This window comes from Enterobacter cloacae complex sp. IR5401 (assembly GCF_049238425.1).
GTDB classification, from domain to species: Bacteria; Pseudomonadota; Gammaproteobacteria; order Enterobacterales; family Enterobacteriaceae; genus Enterobacter; species Enterobacter hormaechei_C.
In genome coordinates this window covers 111,662-131,949 of record NZ_JBMKHN010000007.1, presented here as the reverse complement: position 1 = coordinate 131,949, position 20,288 = coordinate 111,662, and the positions used below count along the sequence as shown (strand labels likewise).

The window sequence follows — 20,288 nt, the reverse complement described above, 5'->3', positions numbered from 1 at the left end:
TATGAAGCCTTCTATCGTCGCTAAACTGGAAGCTCTGCACGAGCGCCATGAAGAAGTCCAGGCGCTGCTCGGCGATGCCGGGACCATTGCCGACCAGGAACGTTTTCGCGCGCTGTCGCGTGAATACGCGCAGTTAAGTGATGTTTCAAAATGCTTTACCGACTGGCGACAGGTCCAGGAAGATATCGAAACCGCGCAGATGATGCTCGACGATCCTGAGATGCGCGAGATGGCGCAGGAAGAGTTACAGGATGCGAAAGCGCGTTCAGAAGAGATGGAGCAGCAGCTTCAGGTGCTTCTGCTGCCGAAAGATCCGGACGATGAGCGTAACGCCTTTGTGGAAGTCCGCGCCGGTACCGGCGGCGACGAAGCGGCGCTGTTCGCCGGGGATCTGTTCCGTATGTACAGCCGTTATGCCGAATCCCGTCGCTGGCGCGTGGAGATCATGAGCGCCAACGAAGGCGAGCATGGCGGCTACAAAGAGGTTATCGCCAAAATCAGCGGTGACGGCGTGTACGGTCGACTGAAATTTGAATCCGGCGGTCACCGCGTGCAGCGCGTGCCTGCGACGGAATCGCAGGGGCGCATTCATACCTCGGCCTGTACGGTGGCGGTGATGCCGGAGCTGCCGGAAGCGGAACTGCCGGATATCAACCCGGCGGATCTGCGCATCGACACCTTCCGCTCTTCAGGGGCAGGTGGTCAGCACGTTAACACCACCGACTCCGCTATCCGTATTACTCACCTGCCCACCGGGATTGTGGTTGAGTGTCAGGATGAACGTTCCCAGCACAAGAACAAAGCTAAGGCGTTATCCGTGCTGGGCGCCCGTATCCACGCGGCGGAAATGGCGAAACGCCAGCAGGCGGAAGCCTCTACCCGCCGTAACCTGCTGGGCAGCGGCGACCGTAGCGATCGTAACCGCACCTATAACTTCCCGCAGGGGCGCGTAACCGACCACCGCATCAACCTGACGCTGTACCGTCTGGATGAGGCAATGGAAGGCAAGCTCGATATGCTGATTGAGCCTATCGTGCAGGAATACCAGGCCGACCAGCTGGCGGCACTGTCCGAGCAGGATTAATGGATTTTCAGCGCTGGTTACGCCATGCCGCCAGTGAGCTTTCCGCAAGTGAAAGCCCGAAGCGCGACGCCGAAATTCTGCTTGAGCATGTGACGGGTAAAGCCCGCACGTATCTGCTGGCTTTCGGCGAAACCGCGCTGACCGCTGAACAGCAATCGCAGCTGGAGACGCTGCTTGCCCGCCGTAAAACCGGCGAGCCGGTGGCGCATCTGGTTGGCGAGCGCGAGTTCTGGTCCCTTCCACTGTACGTCTCAGCGGCCACGCTGATCCCGCGCCCGGACACCGAGTGTCTGGTGGAGCAGGCGCTGGCGCGGTTACCAGCGCAGCCGTGTCAGATCCTCGATCTCGGCACCGGCACCGGGGCGATTGCGCTGGCGCTTGCCAGCGAGCGGCCAGACTGCACCGTGACGGCGGTAGACGTGATGCCTGATGCGGTCGCCCTCGCGCGGCGCAACGTTGAACGGCTGGGGCTGAACAATGTTTCCGTTCTGCAAAGCAGCTGGTTTGCCGCGCTTGAAAGCCGCATGTTTGAAATGGTTGTCAGCAATCCGCCCTACATCGACGAAGACGATCCGCATCTCGCGCAGGGCGACGTGCGTTTTGAACCGTTGACCGCGCTGGTCGCTGCGAATCAGGGACTTGCGGATCTCGATCACATTGTGACAACGTCACGGCAACATTTGCTTCCCGGTGGCTGGCTGCTGGTGGAACATGGCTGGACGCAGGGAGAGGCGGTGCGAGCGCTGTTTACGCATGCCGGATACGCTGCCGTGGAAACCTGCCGGGATTACGGCGGCAATGAACGTCTGACGCTGGGGCAGCGGTCATGAGCATGTTTACGCTGCTGATCTCCGTTCACCTGGTTTCCGTTGCCCTGACCATTGGCTTTTTTATTGCCCGCTACTGGTGGCGCTACAACAACAATCCGCTGATTAACGCCCGCTGGGTACGCATCGCCCCGCACTGTATCGACACGGTGCTGTTCCTTTCCGGAGCCGGGTTAATGTGGAAGACCGGCTATCTGCCATTTACTGATAAAGGCGCATGGCTGACTGAAAAGCTGTTTGGCGTTATCATCTACATCGTTTTGGGTTTTATCGCGCTTGGGCGTCATCGTCCGCGCAGCCAGCAGACAGGGTTTATCGCCTTTTTGCTGGGTCTGGTGGTGCTGTACATCATCATTAAACTCGCCACCACAAGAATACCGTTACTGGGGTAAGTCATGAGGTCCTTAGCCGATTTCGAATTTAACAAAGTGCCGCTCTGCGATGGTATGATCCTGATTTCAGAGATGATCCGCGACGATTTTACGTCACAGTACGTTTACGCTGAACTGGAGAATCTGGTCAGCCTGGCGCGCGAAGAGATCAATCAGGCACGTCCGCAGGACTGGCAATTAGAGAAGCTGATTGAGCTTTTCTACGGCGAATGGGGTTTCTGCGACACGCGAGGCGTGTACCGCCTGTCTGACGCACTGTGGCTGGACCAGGTGTTGAAAAATCGTCAGGGCAGCGCCGTCGCGTTGGGCGCCATTTTACTGTGGGTTGCGCACGAGCTGGAGATTCCACTGGTGCCGGTCATTTTCCCGACGCAGATGATTTTGCGGGCGGAGTGGCTAGACGGTGAGATGTGGTTAATCAATCCGTTTAACGGCGACACGCTGGATGAGCATACGCTGGACGTCTGGCTGAAAGGCAACATCAGCCCGATAGCTGAGCTGTTCAATGAAGATCTCGATGAAGCCGATAACGCCGAAGTGATCCGCAAGCTCCTGGATACGCTGAAGTCTGCGCTGATGGAAGAGCGTCAGATGGAGCTGGCCCTGCGCGCAAGCGAAGTGCTGTTGCAGTTCAATCCGGAAGATCCGTACGAAATCCGCGACCGCGGCCTGATTTATGCGCAGCTCGACTGCGAGCACGTGGCGCTGAATGATTTAAATTATTTCGTCGAACAATGTCCGGAAGACCCGATCAGCGAGATGATCCGCGCGCAGATCAACGCGATCGCGCATAAACACATTACACTGCATTAATCTTAATTCCGATTCACACCTGAATAAGGCGATCCTATGAAACAAAAAGTGGTTAGCATTGGTGATATCAACGTGGCAAACGACCTGCCGTTCGTGCTGTTTGGCGGTATGAACGTGCTGGAATCCCGCGATCTCGCTATGCGCATCTGCGAACACTACGTGACCGTGACCCAAAAACTGGGCATCCCGTACGTGTTTAAAGCCTCTTTTGACAAAGCCAACCGCTCCTCCATTCACTCATACCGTGGCCCGGGCCTGGAAGAGGGGATGAAGATTTTCCAGGAGCTGAAACAGACGTTTGGCGTGAAAGTGATCACCGACGTGCACGAGGCGTCTCAGGCACAGCCGGTGGCTGATGTGGTAGACGTGATTCAGCTTCCGGCGTTCCTCGCTCGCCAGACTGACCTGGTAGAAGCGATGGCGAAAACCGGTGCCGTGATTAACGTGAAAAAACCGCAGTTCGTGAGCCCAGGCCAGATGGGTAACATCGTCGACAAGTTTATCGAAGGCGGTAACGACCAGGTTATCCTGTGCGACCGTGGTTCAAACTTCGGTTATGACAACCTGGTTGTGGATATGCTGGGCTTCAGCGTGATGAAGAACGTCTCTAACCAGTCTCCGGTGATTTTCGACGTGACCCACTCCCTGCAATGCCGCGACCCGTTTGGCGCCGCGTCTGGCGGGCGTCGTGCGCAGGTGACCGAACTGGCGCGCGCCGGTATGGCAACTGGCCTGGCGGGTCTGTTCATTGAAGCGCACCCGGATCCGGCTAACGCGAAATGCGACGGTCCATCCGCGCTGCCGCTGGATAAGCTGGAGCCGTTCCTGAAACAGATCAAAGCGATTGACGATCTGGTGAAGAGCTTCGACGAGCTGGATACCAGCAACTAATAAAAAAACCCGCTTCGGCGGGTTTTTCTTTGCCCGGCGGCGCTACGCTTGCGCGGGCCTACGGGTTTTGTAGGCCGGGTAAGCGCAGCGCCACCCCGCAAAAAAATTACGCAAATATTGTCATCAGATACGCAATAAACAGCGCCATATGCGCCGCGCCGTTCAGCACATTGGTGCGGCCGGTGGAGAAGGAAATCTGGCACAGCAGCAAGGATGCCACCATCACAATCATCTCTGGCGCACCCAGCGCAAACTGCAATTCATTTCCCGTCATAAAGGCAATCAACGTTACCACCGGAACGGTAAGGGAGATGGTCGCCAGAACAGAGCCAAAGAACAGATTCATCGCACGCTGCACCTGATTATTGAGCACCGCTTTCAGCGCTCCCAGGCCTTCTGGCGACAGGATCAACAGGGCCACCAGGAAACCGGTAAAGGCGACCGGCGCGTTCAGTTCAGTTAACAGCGCCTCCAGCGGGTTCGCATTCATCTTGGTGACCGCAATTACGGCAATCAGATGCACGATCAGCCAAACCGTGTGCCACGCGCTGCTGTGAGCCGACGGCTTACCGTGATGCGGGTCATCGTCGTCACCGTCGTCTTCATGCTCGTAAACAAACAGGCTCTGGTGCGTTTTGGTCTGGATCAGCAGGAACACGCCGTACATCGCCGCGGAAATCAGCGCCACCAGCAGCGCCTGGCCGGTGGTGAAATTTGCACCCGGCAGCGCCATTGGGAATACCAGCACAATAATCGCCAGCGGGAACAGGGCGATCAGGTACTGTTTAATGCCAAAAAGGTTCATGTACTGGGTGGCAAATTTGCGACCACCTAATAAAAGTGAAAAACCGACCAGGCCGCCGGTAACAATCATAATGATGGAATAGAGCGTATCGCGCATTAGCGTTGGCGCGGCGTCGCCGGTGGCCATTAATGCGGAAATGAGACTGACCTCAAGAATCACAACCGAAAGGCTTAAAATTAATGACCCATACGGCTCTCCAAGACGGTGGGCTAAAACATCCGCATGGCGTACCACGCTAAATGCGCTGGTTAAAATACCCACCAGAGCCAGAATATTGATCCCCACAACCACTGGCAATGACTGACTGCTTCCCCAGAAGAGCAGCACAGCCAGTGCCAGAACCGGGAAAATGAGAGAGGTCTCCTTGTGGCGGGTTTTCACCGCCTCGTGTGTTGCTGTCATGTGTTTCTCCAACAATGCAGGTGCTTGTAATTATAGATAGATTTTAAAGGTATTAAACTAACAGAAATCTGTTAAATACCCTGTATTTTTTACTTAGTTTTACCCTTTATTATAATTTTTATGCCTGAGGCTTATAATGGCCTATCTCTGTTAAATATTAATTTAATAACAATGACTTGCATTTTTATATTGTTCATTTCTTTCTGTTGGCTGGCACCCTCGCGTATCGTCGTCCACACTTATCTTTTAGCCAAAAGAGAGGTTAACGATGCCATACAAATCGAAAAGCGAATTACCAGATAACGTGCAAAACGTATTGCCTGCCCACGCCCAGGATATCTACAAAGAAGCCTTTAACAGCGCCTGGGATCAGTACAAAGATAAAAAAGATCGCCGGGACGATGCCAGCCGCGAAGAGACGGCCCATAAGGTGGCCTGGGCCGCCGTAAAAAATGACTATGAGAAAGGGGACGATGATAAATGGCACAAAAAGAAATAGCCGCGAATAATACGCTGCCTCCCTTTTGACATTTCAGGCGGTTGACCTGCCGCTGTATTGCATCTGGCCCGCGAATTGCTTATCGTTGCTCAACTGCTGTTAAAATGAACAGCACAGAATGCCGGGAAGGCGAATTACAGATGTCGCAAGGAAGCATGCAGTGGCGGAGGTGGAATGTGTTAACGCGTGATTTCTTGATGAAGGCAGATTGTAAGACGGCATTTGGTGCTATTGAGGAATCGCTTCTGTGGTCGGCTGAACAACGTGCGGCGTCGCTTGCGGCAACGCTGGCCTGCCGCCCGGATGATGGCCCGGTCTGGATCTTTGGTTACGGCTCGCTGATGTGGAACCCGGCGCTCGAATTTGTTGAATCGGCAACCGGAACGCTGCCTGGCTGGCACCGCGCCTTCTGTTTGCGCCTGACCGCCGGACGCGGCAGCGCGTGTCAGCCAGGACGCATGCTTGCACTAAAAGAGGGCGGGCGCACCACGGGCGTGGCATACCGGCTGCCGGATACCACGCTGGAAGATGAGCTGACGCTGCTGTGGAAGCGCGAGATGATCACCGGCTGCTATATGCCCAGCTGGTGCAAGCTGGAACTGGATGACGGCCGCACCGTCAACGCGCTGGTGTTCATTATGGATCCGCGCCACCCGCTGTATGAAGCCGACACCCGAACCCAGGTGATTGCCCCGCTGATTGCCGCCGCCAGTGGACCGCTGGGTACTAACGCCCAGTATCTTTTCTCGCTCGATCAGGAGCTGACGCGTCTCGGTATGCAGGACGACTGTCTGAGTGAGCTGGTGGTGAAGGTGAAAGCGCTGCTGGAAGGGAACCCGCTCAGCAATACGCTGCGGCCGGGTTTTGCCTGATAATACGCCCGGCTGGCCGGGCGTTTACTGTTATGCCGCCACGTAACTTACGGAATGTTCGAGCGACTGGCTGTGGCTGTCGATCAGCACATCCCAGGTGCCGGTGTAAGGCACCGTCAGCCAGGCCTTATCGTCCTGGACGGTAAGGATATCTGCCTGCGATTGCTTCTGTCCTTTTGTACTCATCAGATGGATGCGGCAACGCTCTGAGCAACGCACCACTACCGTATCCCCGCCAAACAGTTTCAGACTCGTTTTAACTCGTGCCATTTTATACCCCGTCGTTTTTGCCCATCCCGAGCGTGATGTTGTTCACAATTTACTCATTGCATAACACCAAAGGGGCAGGGGTGGGATGCTGATTTCGATCAAAAAATGGCGCAACGATTAAACAAAAATGACAAAATCCCTGAAACCTTTCAGCGGACGCACTTTTTCCCTGTTTAACGCGCGTCCGGGAAAAATTATATGCGGAAATGGCCTGCGGTCTCAGCAAGGTCGCCCGCCTGGCTTTGCAGCGCGCTGGCCGCCGCAGCAGACTGTACAACAAGCTCGGCGTTCTGCTGCACCATGCGATCCAGATGAGTCACCGCGTGGTTAATTTCATGGATCCCTTTCATCTGCTCGCGGGTGGCAATAGATATTTCACGCATTATGCCTGACACGCTCCCGACGCTGGCGCGGATCTCATCCATGCTGTCGCCCGCAAGGTGCACAAACCGGGAGCCGGTTGCAACGCTTTCGGTGGTGGAATCAATAAGGGATTTGATCTCTTTCGCCGCCTGAGCGCTGCGGCTGGCCAGGTTACGTACTTCCCCCGCAACGACCGCGAACCCACGGCCTTGCTCCCCGGCACGTGCCGCTTCCACCGAGGCGTTAAGCGCCAGAATATTGGTCTGGAAGGCGATGCCGTCAATGACGCTGGTGATATCGCCGATTTTCGCGGAAGCCAGTTCGATGGACTGCATGGTGCTGATGGCCTGAGCGACGACGTCACCTCCGCGGGATGCGGCGGCAGAGGCCTTGCTCGCCTGTTCATTCGCTTCTGCTGCCGACTCGTTTGACTGCGTGACGGAGGCCGTGATCTCTTCCACGGCGCTGGCGGTTTCGCGAAGGCTTGATGCCGCCTGCTCGGTACGCCCGGAAAGATCCTGATTACCCGCCGCAATCTCATGCGCGGCGTTTTTCACTGAGGCGCTGGCATCACGCAGCTGGACCATCACCACAGAAAGCTTATTGCTGAAGGCGTTAAACGCCTGCGCGATTTGCGCCACTTCATCGCCCCCCTTATCCGGCAGACGCTGCGACAGATCGTTAGTACCGTTGGCAATGTTGTTCATCGCGTCACGGATACCGGACAGCCGCTTAAGCAGGCGGGCAATCAGGAGGTGCATGAGGGCTCCGCTCAGCAGGGCGAGGATCGCCAGCGACAGTGCAGATGCTTTAAGCAATGAGCGCATCCCGGCGGTGGCATCGCCGTTATCAAGCGCCACAACCAGCAGCCAGTGCGTCCCCGGCACGGCGGTGGCCAGGAACGTTTTTTCGCGTCCGTTTGACGTTCCGTCAACCAGGTTGCCGCTTTTCAGAGTGGCAAAATCGGTCCCTTTGATCGTTTCAGTAAACGGCTTAAGCGTCAGTGCAGGATCGCTGCCGGCAATTACGGTGCCGTTGCTGTCCAAAAGCAGTCCGCTGCTGGCCGGAGTTGGGTGAATACCGCGCACGTTAGCCACCACGCTGTCCATTGCCACATCGCCCGCCAACACTGCTTTCAGGGCGCCTTGCTCTTTAACGGGTACCGCGAACGTCACCACCAGTTTCCCGGTTCCCGCGTCCACATAGGGTGCAGTCACTACCGGGCCATCAGCGCTGACGACCTGCTGATACCACGGGCGAAGGGTGGGATCGTAATCAGCGGGCACCCCGGTTGGGTCAGAAAATTTAGCCGTTTTGCTGGCATAACCCACGTAGACGTTGGTGAATCCACCCGCCAGCGCAAGCTGTTTAAACACCGGAACCGGATCGTCGCTGAGCGCGACCGACTGCGCCGAAGTGATGACGGTCATTTTGCTGTTCACCCAGTCGGCAATCGCCATGTTGTGGCTGGCGCTGGTGTTGGTCAGAATATCGCGCTGCGACTGCTGGTTATCCTGGCGCGTGACCTGAAAGTTAATAATGGTATTAAGAAGAAGGGCGACGATCAGACAGCCTGTCGTCGCAGCAATGATGCGGGCGCGAATAGAACTGAACATAAGTGTAATACCTGCTGTGTTGTTTCCATGCCTATCGGCAACGGCGCAGGTAAACTTGATGCTGAAACCGCGTCCATAAGAAAATAATATTTTTAGCGGGTTATTATTAAAAAGTTAATACTTTATCGGCGGAAAGCGTCCATTCAGCCAGCTCCACCAGCGTACCAATTTCCACGCCATCAATCAGCGGCAGCCCGGTAATGCCGCGCCCGTCGGTACAGGTTTTGCACAGTTTGACCGGAACGTTTTGCGCGGTCAGGATCTCCAGCATTTGTTGAATGTTGTAGCCCTCTGCGGGTTTTTGCCCCTTCAGCCCGGCCGTGACGGCGTCGGACATCAAAAAGAGGCGCAGCTCCAGCTCACTCTCCTTATCGCGCAGCGCGATTGCCAGGCGCAGGCTGTTAAAAAGGGATTCACTGCCGTAGGCCGCACCGTTGGCGACGATCACAATCTTCTGCATGTTGACTCCTGTTCTTTGAAAAGGCACGAATATTGCTTCTCGTACCGAAGAATACGTATCGGGGAGAGAAACGATGACGATAGTGGCTGGCAGTTCCCCTGGCGCAACCGAATGGTTCCAGCGTGCGAGAATGTTGCGCGAGGAACAGCTCGGCAGACTGGCGCAGCTGGGCGCACTGGTGAACGGCATCAGTCGACTGGTGCATATGCTACAGTGCGAGCGCGGTGCGTCAAATGTCTGGCTCTGCTCGCAGGGCAAATTGTACGCGCCTGAATGCAAGGCCAGCAGGGCCCTGGTGGATGAAAACCTTGCCGCATTGCACCTTCTGTTTAACGAACCGCTCCCGGGCAGCGCCCTCTGCGAACGTATTGCCAGCGCACTGCACTGCCTTGAGACGCTGACGGCGCTGCGTGATAGCGTTACAGGTCAACGCGTCACCGCGCCGCAGGCGATGGAACACTACAGCCGCATACTGCGTCATCTGCTCAGTATCGTACCTCAACTCAGCGACAGCATTGACGATCCGCACATCGCGGGCCGATTTGTGGCCCTTTACAGCCTGATGCAGGGCAAAGAACTTGTGGGACAAGAGCGGGCGCTGGGGGCTATTGGTTTCACCCAGGGATTCTTTGACGATGAAACCCGCCAGCGGCTGGTGGATCGCATTGATGGCCAGCAGGCCTGCTTTGAGGTTTTTATCTCCCATTGTACTCCAGACGTGCAGGAGTCATTTACCCTCAACTGCCAGCCGGGTCTGGAGACTGAAAAACTCAGGCGTGAAGCGTGCACCCGCCAGCCTCCGGCAGATAACGGCGATACCGCCGTCAAATGGTTCGCCCTGCAAACCGCGCGTCTTGAGCATCTGCGCACGCTGGAGGAGGTGGCAATTGCCGATCTGATGACGGCAGTTGAGGAGCGTCGCTGTAGCGAAAACCTGCACGCAGACGATGAGCACGACGATATCCTGGCGCGATTTCCTGACAGACCGCTGCTGCCGCTGGTGCGCCAGCAGGCGCGTGAAATTGAGCAACTCTCCCGTCAGCTTGCTTCCCTGCGCGACACGCTGGAGGAGCGTAAGACCATCGACAAAGCCAAAAGCGTGCTGATGACACACCAGAACATGAGCGAGGAGCAGGCGTGGAGTGCCCTGCGCAAAATGGCGATGGATAAAAACCAACGCATGGTGGATATCGCCCGTGCGCTGCTTACGGTGAAAAATCTGTGGAAGATACCCCCTGGGGAGTAGTTGCACAGTCAGTGGGCAATTCATGCCTGATTGAGGTGCGTAAAACTGCGCTCTCCTTGCAGAAACCCCGTAACGCCGGGGATGAAAAGCTGGCATTACCTTTGCATTAACAGATTAACCATTTTCGACGATGCGCCAACGGCGGTGCATGCGTCTTCGGGATAAAGGCGTCCAGCGGTGCTTCAGCACCGTCGGGCGCTTTTTTTTGCCTTTTTTCAGGAGCAATTATGGCGGATTTGTCGAGACGGCGGTTATTGCAGGCCAGCATGCTGGCGAGTGGTGCGATGCTGTTGCCGGGTGTCATGCAGGCCGCATGGGCGGCGGGGTCAGATAAGCCGGAGCAGGATACCGTGCGTATCGGGTTTATCCCCCTGACCGACTGCGCGCCCGTGGTTATCGCGGCCCTGAAAGGGTTCGATAAAAAACACGGCATTACCATTGTACCTACCAAAGAGGCGAGCTGGGCGGCGGTGCGCGACAAGCTGGTGGCGGGTGAACTGGACGCCGCACACATTCTTTACGGCCTGCTGTACGGTCTGGAACTGGGTATTGCGGGCAAGCCGCAGCAGATGGCGAACCTGATGACCCTCAACCAGAACGGTCAGGCCATTACGCTCTCCAGCGATCTGACGGAGAAGGGCGTTCGTGACCTCGACGGGCTGAAAAAGCTGATTGCGCAGCAGGCACCGGGAACCTACACCTTCGCGCATACCTTCCCGACGGGAACGCACGCCATGTGGCTCTACTACTGGCTGGCCAGCGCGGGGATTAACCCGTTTGACGACGTGCGCACCGTGGTGGTGCCGCCGCCGCAGATGGTGATGAACATGCGCATTGGCAACATGGTCGGGTTTTGCGTTGGCGAGCCGTGGAACGCGCGGGCGATTAACGACCGCATCGGATTTACCGCCGCCACGTCGCAGTCCATCTGGGCCGATCACCCGGAAAAGATCCTCGGCACCCGACGCGACTGGGTGGCGAAAAATCCGCACACCGCACGGGCGCTGGTGAGCGCCGTGATGGAAGCCGCGCGCTGGATCGAGGCGTCAGCGGAAAACAAACGCGAAACCGCGCAGATCCTCTCGCGCCGCGCCTGGCTCAACTGCAAGGAACAGTATCTCACCGGACGCATGCTCGGCGAGTACGACAACGGGGTCGGTCAGCGCTGGCAGGATGCGCACCCGATCCGTTTCTTCAACGAGGGTGCCGTGAGCTACCCGTATCTCTCCGACGGCATGTGGTTCTTAACCCAGTTCCGCCGCTGGGGCTTGCTCAACGCCGCGCCGGATTACGCGGGCATTGCACAGCGCATTAACCAGACCGCGGTCTGGCAGGATGCCGCGACCGCCGTGGGCGGCATGTCCACACCGTCATCACCGTATCGCAGCAGCACCCTGATGGACGGCACCGTCTGGAACGGCACCGATCCGGAAGGGTACGCCAACCGCTTCGCCATTCACCGTAAAGGGGCCTGAGTATGCAGCATCTGCAAAATACAAAACCACAAGAGACGTCAGAGAGCGGGGAAGTGATAGTCCTGCCTCCGTTACAGGTTCGCCGTCGTGCGCCCGCGTTTACGCGTCGGATGAATGATTTTTTACAGCGCGTCATCCCGGCGCTGCTCGGTCTCGGCCTGCTGGTGGTGCTCTGGCAGCTGGCGGCGATAAACAGTAAAGGCTTTCCGACGCCGCTCAGCACGCTCGATTCGGCCATGACCCTGTTTGCCGATCCGTTTTATCGCGACGGGCCAAACGATATGGGCATTGGCTGGAACGTGCTGGCGTCGTTGCAGCGCGTCGCCATCGGCTTCGGTCTGGCGGCGCTGGCGGGCATTCCGCTGGGCTTTTTGATTGGCCGCTTCACCTTTTTCTCCCGCATGTTCAACCCGCTGATCGCGCTACTGCGTCCGGTCAGCCCGCTGGCCTGGCTGCCTATCGGCCTGCTGCTGTTCCAGAAAGCGGAGCCTGCATCGAGCTGGACTATTTTTATCTGCTCCATCTGGCCGATGGTCATTAACACCGCCGAAGGGGTGCGCTGTATTCCGCAGGACTACCTCAACGTGGCCCGGGTGCTGCAACTCTCAGAGTGGACCATCATGCGCCGCATTCTTTTCCCGGCCGTGCTGCCTGCGGTGCTGACCGGGGTACGTCTTTCCATTGGCATTGCCTGGCTGGTGATTGTCGCCGCCGAGATGCTCACCGGAGGTTTAGGCATTGGCTTCTGGATCTGGAATGAGTGGAACAACCTCAACGTCGAAAACATTCTCATCGCCATCGTCATCATTGGCGTGGTCGGGTTGCTGCTGGAGCAGGGGCTGATGCTGATCGCCCGTCGCTTTAGCTGGCAGGAAAAATAAGGAGTGAAGATGAAACCGTTAATTCAGGTCCAGGCCGTGAGCCAGCGTTTTTCCACCGCCAGCGGCGAGTTTCTGGCGCTGCAAAACGTCTCTTTTGATATCCACGAGGGCGAAACCGTCAGTCTGATTGGTCACTCCGGCTGCGGCAAGTCGACGCTGTTAAACCTGATCGCCGGGATCACGCTGCCGACGGAAGGCGGGCTGATTTGCGACAACCGCGAAATCGCCGGGCCGGGGCCAGAGCGCGCGGTGGTGTTTCAGAATCATTCGCTGCTGCCGTGGCTGACCTGCTTCGACAACGTGGCGCTGGCGGTAGATCAGGTCTTCCGTCACACCATGAGTAAGGCCGAGCGCAAAGCGTGGATTGAGCACAATCTCGACCGGGTGCAGATGGGCCACGCGCTGCATAAGCGCCCCGGGGAGATCTCCGGCGGTATGAAGCAGCGCGTCGGGATTGCCCGCGCGCTGGCGATGAAGCCGAAAGTCCTGCTGATGGATGAACCCTTCGGCGCGCTGGATGCGCTGACGCGCGCCCATCTTCAGGACTCGGTGATGCAGATCCAGCAGGCGCTGAACACCACCATCGTGCTCATCACCCACGACGTGGACGAGGCGGTACTACTCTCTGACCGCGTACTGATGATGACCAACGGCCCGGCGGCCACCGTGGGTGAGATCCTGCGCGTCGATCTGCCGCGCCCGCGCAACCGGGTGCAGCTGGCGGACGACAGCCGCTATCACCACATGCGCCAGCAGATCCTCTATTTCCTCTATGAAAAACAGCCGAAAGCGGCGTAATGAGGGGGCACGATGCGACTGGTCATTATCGGTAATGGTATGGCGGCAACCCGGCTGATTGCGTCGCTCACCGGGCGTGTTCCCGGTCGTTTCGCTGTCACCGTCATCGGTGACGAGCCGGAGCAGGCATACAACCGCATCCAGCTTTCGCCGGTGCTGGGTGGCGAAAAGCAGGCGGAGCACATCTGTCTGCACGATGAAGACTGGTACACGGCACGAGGCGTGACGGTGCTGCGAGGAGAAACGGCGCTCGCAGTAGACGTCAACGCGCGTGAAGTGCATACCTCTGCTCGCACGCTGGGCTGGGATGCGCTGGTGTTTGCCACCGGTTCTACCCCTGTTGTGCCGCCGATCCCCGGCGGCGATGCGCCGCATGTGTTCACCTTTCGCACCCTGGCAGAAACCCGCGCCATCCAGAATATCTCCGGGCCGGCGGTAGTGCTGGGCGGCGGCGTACTCGGCGTGGAGGCAGCGGCAGCGCTGGCGCGCAAGGGTGACAACGTCACGCTCGTGCATCGCGGTCCGTGGCTGATGGAACAGCAGCTGGATCAGCAGGCGGGACTGTTGCTGGAAGAGGCGCTGGCGGCGCGGGGCGTTAGCTGTGAACTCGCCTCCGGCATCACCGCCATCGCTGACGATGCCGTGACGTTGCTCGACGGACGCCGCATTGCCGCCACGCGCGTGGTGCTGGCAACCGGCGTGCAGCCCAACGTTGCGCTGGCGAATGCCAGCGGCATTCGCTGCGCGCGCGGCATCGTGGTGGATCAGGAGATGCAAACCTCCGTGCCGGGTATCTACGCCATCGGCGAGTGCTGCGAAATTGACGGCCAGACGTTTGGCCTGGTGGCCCCCTGTCTGGCGCAGGCGGATATTCTTGCCGCGCGGCTGGCCGGGGAGGTCACCGCGCCGTTTACCCTGACCGACAACGGCGTGCGCCTTAAGGTGACCGGCGTGGATCTGTTCAGCCTCGGGCGCGCGACGGCGCAGGCGGACGATGTGGTCTGGAGTTCATGGGATCCGCTGACCCGTCACTATCGACGTTTACTGATCCATCAGGGGGCGCTGGCTGGCGTGCTGCTGCTGGGTGACTGCCGCAGCGCGGCAACCTTTACCGATTTACTGGCAACGGCTGCGCCCGCCCACGCGGACTGGCTGTTCGATCGTTTCACAACGCAACCGCAGGTTGCAGGACAGAACGCTATGACAAAACCTACTCTGGTGGTGGTTGGGCACGGTATGGTCGGCCATCATTTCCTCGAAGACTGCGTTAACCGCAATTTGCATCAGCAGTATCAGATTATTGTTTTTGGCGAAGAGCGCTATGCCGCCTATGACCGCGTGCATCTGTCGGAATATTTTGGCGGACGCAGCGCGGACTCGCTCTCGCTGGTGGCGGGGGAGTTCTTTGCCGATAACGGCATTGAGCTGCGCCTCTCGCAGCAGATCGTTGCTATCGATCGTGATGCACACGTAGTGCGTACCGCCAGTGGCCATGAGACTCACTGGGACAAGCTGGTGCTGGCGACCGGCTCGTACCCGTTCGTACCACCCGTTCCGGGCAACGATCTGCCGGGCTGTTTTGTCTACCGCACCCTCGACGATCTGGACAACATTGCGGCCCATGCGGCAGGCTCTCGACGCGGCGTGGTAATTGGCGGCGGCCTGCTGGGTCTGGAGGCGGCGAATGCACTTAAGCAGCTCGGGCTGGAAACTCACGTGGTGGAGTTTGCGCCGAACCTGATGGCGGTGCAGCTCGACAGCGACGGCGCGGCAATGCTGCGCAAGAAAATTGAGGCGCTGGGCGTAGGGGTGCACACCAGTAAATCGACGACGGAGATTGCCACCGCAGACGACGGGCTGGTGCTGCGCTTTGCCGATGGTGAACAGCTGGAAACGGACATGGTGGTCTTCTCTGCCGGTATTCGTCCGCAGGACGCACTGGCGCGCAGCAGCGGGCTGGTTATCGGCGAGCGCGGCGGTATCTGTATTGACGACGGCTGCCGGACTTCCGATCCGGACGTGCTTGCCATCGGCGAATGCGCGCTGTGGGAGGGAAAAATCTTTGGCCTGGTGGCCCCGGGCTACCAGATGGCGCGCGTGGCCGCCGCTGTGCTGGCGGGTGAGGAGAAGCGCTTCACCGGCGCGGATATGAGTACCAAACTCAAGTTGCTGGGCGTGGATGTGGCGTCGTTTGGCGATGCCCATGGGCGCACGCCGGGCGCGCTGAGCTACCAGTGGACGCACGGGCCGCAGCAAATCTACAAAAAAATTGTGGTCAGCCACGACAGCAAAACCCTGCTGGGTGGCGTGCTGGTGGGCGATGCCAGCGAATACGCCACGCTGGTGCAGATGATGCTCAACGGCATCGGCCTGCCAAAAGAGCCGGAAACGCTGATCTTACCCGCGTCGTCAGGCAGCGCGCCGAAAGCGCTGGGCGTGGCGGCGCTGCCGGAAAGCGCGCAGATCTGTTCGTGTCATAACGTCAGCAAAGGGGATATCTGCCAGGCGGTAAGCGCGGGCGCAACGGATATCGGCGCCATTAAGCAGTGCACCAAAGCGGCGACCGGCTGCGGAGGCTGTAGCGCGCTGGTGAAGCAGGTGATGGAGTTCCAGCTTGCGGAGCAGGGCGTGGAGGTGAAGAAAGATATCTGCGAACACTTCCCGTACTCGCGTCAGGAGATTTACCACCTGGTGCGCGTCAACCATATCCGCACCTTCGACCAGCTTATCAGCCGCTACGGTCAGGGGCACGGGTGCGAGATCTGTAAGCCGCTGGTGGGATCGGTATTGGCTTCCTGCTGGAACGAGTATCTGCTGAAACCGGCGCATCTGCCGTTGCAGGACACCAACGACCGCTATTTCGCTAATATTCAGAAGGACGGAACGTACTCCATCGTCCCGCGGATGCCTGCGGGTGAAGTGACCGCCGACGGGCTGATCGCCATCGGCCAGATCGCGAAACGCTATAGCCTTTACAGCAAAATTACCGGCGGGCAGCGTATTGACCTGTTTGGCGCCACACTCGAACAGTTGCCGGAAATCTGGCAGGCGCTGGTGGAGGCCGGGTTTGAGACCGGACATGCCTACGGGAAATCTCTGCGCACGGTGAAATCCTGCGTCGGGTCGACCTGGTGCCGCTACGGCGTGCAGGATTCCACCGGCCTCGCGGTCAGGCTGGAGCACCGCTACAAGGGCCTGCGCGCGCCGCACAAAATCAAAATGGCGGTCTCCGGCTGTACCCGTGAGTGCGCAGAGGCGCAGAGCAAAGACGTGGGGGTGATTGCCACGGACAAAGGCTGGAACCTCTATCTGTGCGGCAACGGCGGGATGAAGCCGCGCCACGCGGACCTCTTCGCCAGCGATCTGGACGACGAAACGCTGATCCGCACCGTTGACCGTTTCCTGATGTTCTACATTCGCACGGCAGATCGTCTGCAACGTACCAGTACCTGGATGGATAACCTGGAAGGCGGCCTCGACTATCTGCGCGAGGTGATCCTCAACGACAGCCTGGGGATCGCCCACGAGCTGGAGCAGGAGATGGCTCGGGTGGTGGAGACCTACCAGTGCGAATGGCAAACCACCCTAAACGATCCTGACCGCCTGGCGCTGTTTCGCACCGCGGTGAATGTCCCTGCCGCGGCGGAGAGCAAGCGCTGGCAGGAAATTTGTAATATCGATGAGATCCCGGAGCAGGCGGGCATCGGTGCGCATCTTGGGCGCAAACCGATTGCGCTGTTCCGCTTTGGCAAAAACGTTTATGCCCTCGACGATCGGGAGCCGGGTAGCCGCGCGAACGTGCTTTCACGCGGCATCCTCGGCGATGCGGCGGGGGAACCGGTGGTGATCTCGCCGCTCTACAAGCAACGTATTCGTCTGCGCGACGGCTGTCAGGTGGAGAATGGCGAACCCGTGGTGCGCGCCTGGCCGGTAAAAATTGAAAACGGCAAGGTATGGGTTGGAAATGAAGAGCTGGTGATGCGTGCGGAGGCCTCATGACCGAAACCCGGACAACGTGCCCTTACTGCGGGGTGGGCTGCGGCGTGGTCGCCAGCGCAGACGGTGAAAAGGTGAGCATTCGGGGGGATGAAACTCATCCGGCGAATTTCGGTCGTCTGTGTGTAAAAGGATCTGCCCTCGGGGAAACCACGGGGTTGCAGGGACGCCTGCTGCGCCCGGTGGTCGATGGCCGGGAGGTGGCATGGCCGCAGGCGCTGGGCGAAGCGGGCGAGCGGCTACGGAACATCATCAACGAATGGGGGCCGCAGGCGGTGGCGTTTTATGCCTCCGGCCAGCTGTTGACCGAGGATTACTATGCCGCCAACAAGCTGATGAAAGGCTTTATCGGGGCGGCGAACATTGATACCAACTCGCGGCTGTGCATGTCATCGGCGGTGGTGGGCTACAAACGCGCCTTCGGTGAAGACGTGGTGCCGTGCAGCTACGAGGACGTGGAAAACAGCGATCTGGTGGTACTCGTTGGCTCAAACGCGGCCTGGACGCATCCGGTGCTGTATCAGCGGCTGGTGCAGGCAAAGCACAACAATCCGCAGATGAAAGTGGTCGTGATCGATCCGCGTAAAACCGCCACCTGCGATATAGCCGATCTCCACCTCGCGCTCAGACCCGGCAGCGACGCCGGGCTGTTTGTGGGGTTGCTCAATCTGATTCAGGGGCGGGGCGAGTGGCCGATCCCTCGCGTGGAGGCGTTTTGCGATCTGCCTTCAGACGAGATTGGCACCTTCTACGACTGGTTTATCACCGCGCCACGCGCGATCACGCTCTACACCATGGGGATCAACCAGTCCTCCACCGGCAGCGACAAGTGTAACGCCATCATTAACGTGCATCTTGCCAGCGGGAAGTTCAACCGTCCTGGCTGCGGCCCGTTTTCGCTGACCGGACAGCCAAATGCCATGGGCGGGCGGGAAGTGGGCGGGCTGGCGAATCAGCTGGCGGCGCACATGAACTTCGAGCCGGACGATCTTTCGCGCGTGGCGCGTTTCTGGGGAACGGAACGGCTGGCGCAGACCCCGGGCCTGATGGCGGTGGAATTGTTTGACGCCATTGCGCGCGGCGAGGTGAAGGCGGTGTGGATCATGGGCACCAACCCTGCCGTGTCGCTTCCCGACAGCCACGCGGTGTGTCAGGCTCTGGCAGCCTGCCCGCTGGTCATGGTATCTGAGGTGATGCAGGAGACGGACACCAGCCGGTTTGCCCATATCCGTTTTCCCGCCCTGGGCTGGGGCGAGAAAAACGGCACGGTGACCAATTCTGAACGCCGTATCTCCCGCCAGCGTGCCTTTCTGCCTGCGCCGGGCGAGGCCAGACCGGACTGGTGGATAATCGCCCGGATGGCAGACCAGCTCGGTTATGGCGATGCCTTCGCCTGGGAACACCCTCAGGAGATATTTTGTGAACATGCGGCGCTGACGGCGTTTGAAAATAACGGCGAACGGGCGCTAAACCTGCGCGAACTGGCGTCGCTGTCGCGAGAGGCGTGGGACGCGCTGGCGCCTTATCAGTGGCATGCCGGTGATTTCCCGCAAAGAAATCTTGTACCGGTTGATCCTTCCTCGCATGGGGCAGGCGTCGACGAATTGTACCCCTTGATACTGAATACCGGGCGGATCCGCGATCAGTGGCACACCATGACGCGCACGGGGTATGTTCCGCGCCTGATGCAGCATATTGATGAGCCTTTTGTTGAGATGAACGCAACCGATGCGGCGCGCGCTGGGCTGACTGACGGCCAGCTGGCGCGGATAAGCTCCCCGCGCGGGGTGATGGTTGCCAGAGTACGTATCTCCACCGCGCAGCGTGCGGGCGAGCTGTTTGCGCCGATGCACTGGAACGCGCAATTTGCACGGCAGGGGAAGGTCAATGCGTTGGTAGAAGGGCGGATTGATGCTGGTTCCGGCCAGCCGGAGAGTAAACAAACCGCGGTGAGGATCATGCCCTGGCTACCGGCCTGGCAGGGTGAACTGTATGCCCGCGAGCTGCCAGCGCTGCCGCCGTCGGTCTGCTGGTGGCGTAAAGCCTCACGTCTGACGGTGGCGGGGGAGCAGCCGTTGCTGTCGTGGGTCAGGGCGTACGCCAGCGGTCGGGGCTGGCAGTTACAGGTGGCACAGACGGGAGAACGCAGCAGCGTGCTCGCCTGGCATCACGGCGAGCTGATGCTGGGCTACTGGGAGGGCCATACGCTGCCGGCGCTGGCGCATGCGTTTATTGAAGAAGCCTTTGCTGCTGCACCCGTACAACTCGCTGAACGCCATGCGCTGCTGCACGGACAACGGCCGGGCGAAGATGCCGATCCCGGGCGAATTATCTGTAGCTGCTTCAGCGTGGGTGAAAATACGATACGTAAGGCGATAGCCGGAGGCTGTGATTCTGCCGCAGCGCTGGGCGTGAAGCTGCGCTGCGGCACGAACTGCGGCTCCTGCGTGCCGGAGCTGAAAGCGCTGTTGGGATAATAGTGCAAGGGCGTCGGTTGGCGGCTTCGCACCGGTACGAATTTGTAGGTCGGGTAAGGCGAAGCCGCCACCCGACAAATCTTTTCAGGATATTCCTGAAATTTCTGTTAAGACTGGTTTT

17 protein-coding genes are annotated in these 20,288 nt (G+C 58.9%); 13 read left to right on the top strand and 4 right to left on the bottom strand.

Features of this window, described 5'->3' with window-relative positions:
• Position 1 precedes the first annotated feature (1 nt).
• From prfA to kdsA, 5 genes are read left to right on the top strand one after another with little or no spacing between them, the layout of a single operon-like run.
• On the top strand, positions 2–1,084 hold the full coding sequence (gene prfA, locus ACOTX1_RS12650) for a peptide chain release factor 1 (RefSeq protein WP_003856667.1): 1,083 nt from the start codon (positions 2–4) through the stop codon (positions 1,082–1,084).
• On the top strand, positions 1,084–1,914 hold the full coding sequence (prmC, locus tag ACOTX1_RS12645) for a peptide chain release factor N(5)-glutamine methyltransferase (protein WP_003856668.1): 831 nt from the start codon (positions 1,084–1,086) through the stop codon (positions 1,912–1,914). Before prfA ends, prmC begins: the two co-directional genes overlap by 1 nt.
• Before the next feature lie 2 nt (positions 1,915–1,916).
• Positions 1,917–2,303 (top strand): invasion regulator SirB2, encoded by a 387-nt coding sequence (sirB2, locus tag ACOTX1_RS12640; protein ID WP_369701965.1) that lies wholly within the window; start codon positions 1,917–1,919, stop codon positions 2,301–2,303.
• Positions 2,304–2,306: 3 nt separating this feature from the next.
• Positions 2,307–3,116, top strand: coding sequence for an invasion regulator SirB1 (gene sirB1, locus ACOTX1_RS12635; protein WP_003856670.1), 810 nt, complete (start codon positions 2,307–2,309; stop codon positions 3,114–3,116).
• Positions 3,117–3,152: 36 nt separating this feature from the next.
• Positions 3,153–4,007 carry a 3-deoxy-8-phosphooctulonate synthase gene (kdsA, locus tag ACOTX1_RS12630; protein ID WP_003856671.1) on the top strand — a complete coding sequence of 285 codons (855 nt, stop codon included), beginning with the start codon at positions 3,153–3,155 and terminating at the stop codon, positions 4,005–4,007.
• A gap of 106 nt (positions 4,008–4,113) precedes the next feature.
• On the opposite strand, the gene chaA is transcribed toward kdsA, so the two are convergent.
• Positions 4,114–5,214, bottom strand: coding sequence for a sodium-potassium/proton antiporter ChaA (gene chaA, locus ACOTX1_RS12625; protein WP_003856672.1), 1,101 nt, complete (start codon positions 5,212–5,214; stop codon positions 4,114–4,116).
• Between the two features lie 268 nt (positions 5,215–5,482).
• Between chaA and chaB the strand changes: the two genes are divergently transcribed.
• Positions 5,483–5,713, top strand: a complete 231-nt coding sequence (gene chaB / locus ACOTX1_RS12620; RefSeq protein ID WP_023314272.1) for a putative cation transport regulator ChaB — start codon at positions 5,483–5,485, stop codon at positions 5,711–5,713.
• A 176-nt stretch (positions 5,714–5,889) separates the two neighbouring features.
• Positions 5,890–6,585 carry a gamma-glutamylcyclotransferase gene (locus tag ACOTX1_RS12615; RefSeq protein ID WP_017384255.1) on the top strand — a complete coding sequence of 232 codons (696 nt, stop codon included), beginning with the start codon at positions 5,890–5,892 and terminating at the stop codon, positions 6,583–6,585.
• Positions 6,586–6,615: 30 nt separating this feature from the next.
• Here the strand turns inward: ACOTX1_RS12615 and ACOTX1_RS12610 are convergent, their stop codons facing one another.
• The 3 genes from ACOTX1_RS12610 to ACOTX1_RS12600 all read right to left on the bottom strand — a co-directional run bounded on the left by ACOTX1_RS12610 (position 6,616) and on the right by ACOTX1_RS12600 (position 9,294).
• A complete protein-coding gene (locus ACOTX1_RS12610; protein ID WP_015570352.1) occupies positions 6,616–6,855 on the bottom strand; it encodes a hypothetical protein in 240 nt (79 codons plus the stop codon).
• Positions 6,856–7,049: 194 nt separating this feature from the next.
• Complete coding sequence (locus tag ACOTX1_RS12605; protein WP_045326578.1) at positions 7,050–8,834, bottom strand: methyl-accepting chemotaxis protein; 1,785 nt, start codon at positions 8,832–8,834, stop codon at positions 7,050–7,052.
• 106 nt (positions 8,835–8,940) lie between these two features.
• Positions 8,941–9,294, bottom strand: coding sequence for a DsrE/DsrF/TusD sulfur relay family protein (locus tag ACOTX1_RS12600; RefSeq protein WP_015570354.1), 354 nt, complete (start codon positions 9,292–9,294; stop codon positions 8,941–8,943).
• A gap of 73 nt (positions 9,295–9,367) precedes the next feature.
• Between ACOTX1_RS12600 and nasR the strand changes: the two genes are divergently transcribed.
• The 6 genes from nasR (at position 9,368) to ACOTX1_RS12570 (ending at position 20,167) form a co-directional block, all read left to right on the top strand.
• The gene (gene nasR / locus ACOTX1_RS12595) at positions 9,368–10,540 is read left to right on the top strand and encodes a nitrate regulatory protein NasR (RefSeq protein ID WP_023314270.1); all 1,173 of its coding nucleotides are present in this window, start codon (positions 9,368–9,370) and stop codon (positions 10,538–10,540) included.
• A gap of 227 nt (positions 10,541–10,767) precedes the next feature.
• On the top strand, positions 10,768–12,015 hold the full coding sequence (locus tag ACOTX1_RS12590) for a CmpA/NrtA family ABC transporter substrate-binding protein (protein ID WP_023314269.1): 1,248 nt from the start codon (positions 10,768–10,770) through the stop codon (positions 12,013–12,015).
• A gap of 2 nt (positions 12,016–12,017) precedes the next feature.
• Positions 12,018–12,896 carry a nitrate ABC transporter permease gene (gene ntrB / locus ACOTX1_RS12585; protein WP_003856687.1) on the top strand — a complete coding sequence of 293 codons (879 nt, stop codon included), beginning with the start codon at positions 12,018–12,020 and terminating at the stop codon, positions 12,894–12,896.
• A 9-nt stretch (positions 12,897–12,905) separates the two neighbouring features.
• A complete protein-coding gene (locus ACOTX1_RS12580) occupies positions 12,906–13,694 on the top strand; it encodes an ABC transporter ATP-binding protein (RefSeq protein WP_023314268.1) in 789 nt (262 codons plus the stop codon).
• 12 nt (positions 13,695–13,706) lie between these two features.
• Complete coding sequence (gene nirB, locus ACOTX1_RS12575; RefSeq protein ID WP_023314267.1) at positions 13,707–17,693, top strand: nitrite reductase large subunit NirB; 3,987 nt, start codon at positions 13,707–13,709, stop codon at positions 17,691–17,693.
• Entirely contained in the window at positions 17,690–20,167 is a 2,478-nt protein-coding gene (locus ACOTX1_RS12570) for a nitrate reductase (protein ID WP_023314266.1), read from the top strand. The genes nirB and ACOTX1_RS12570 overlap by 4 nt, the downstream gene beginning before the upstream one ends.
• Positions 20,168–20,288: the final 121 nt, after the last annotated feature.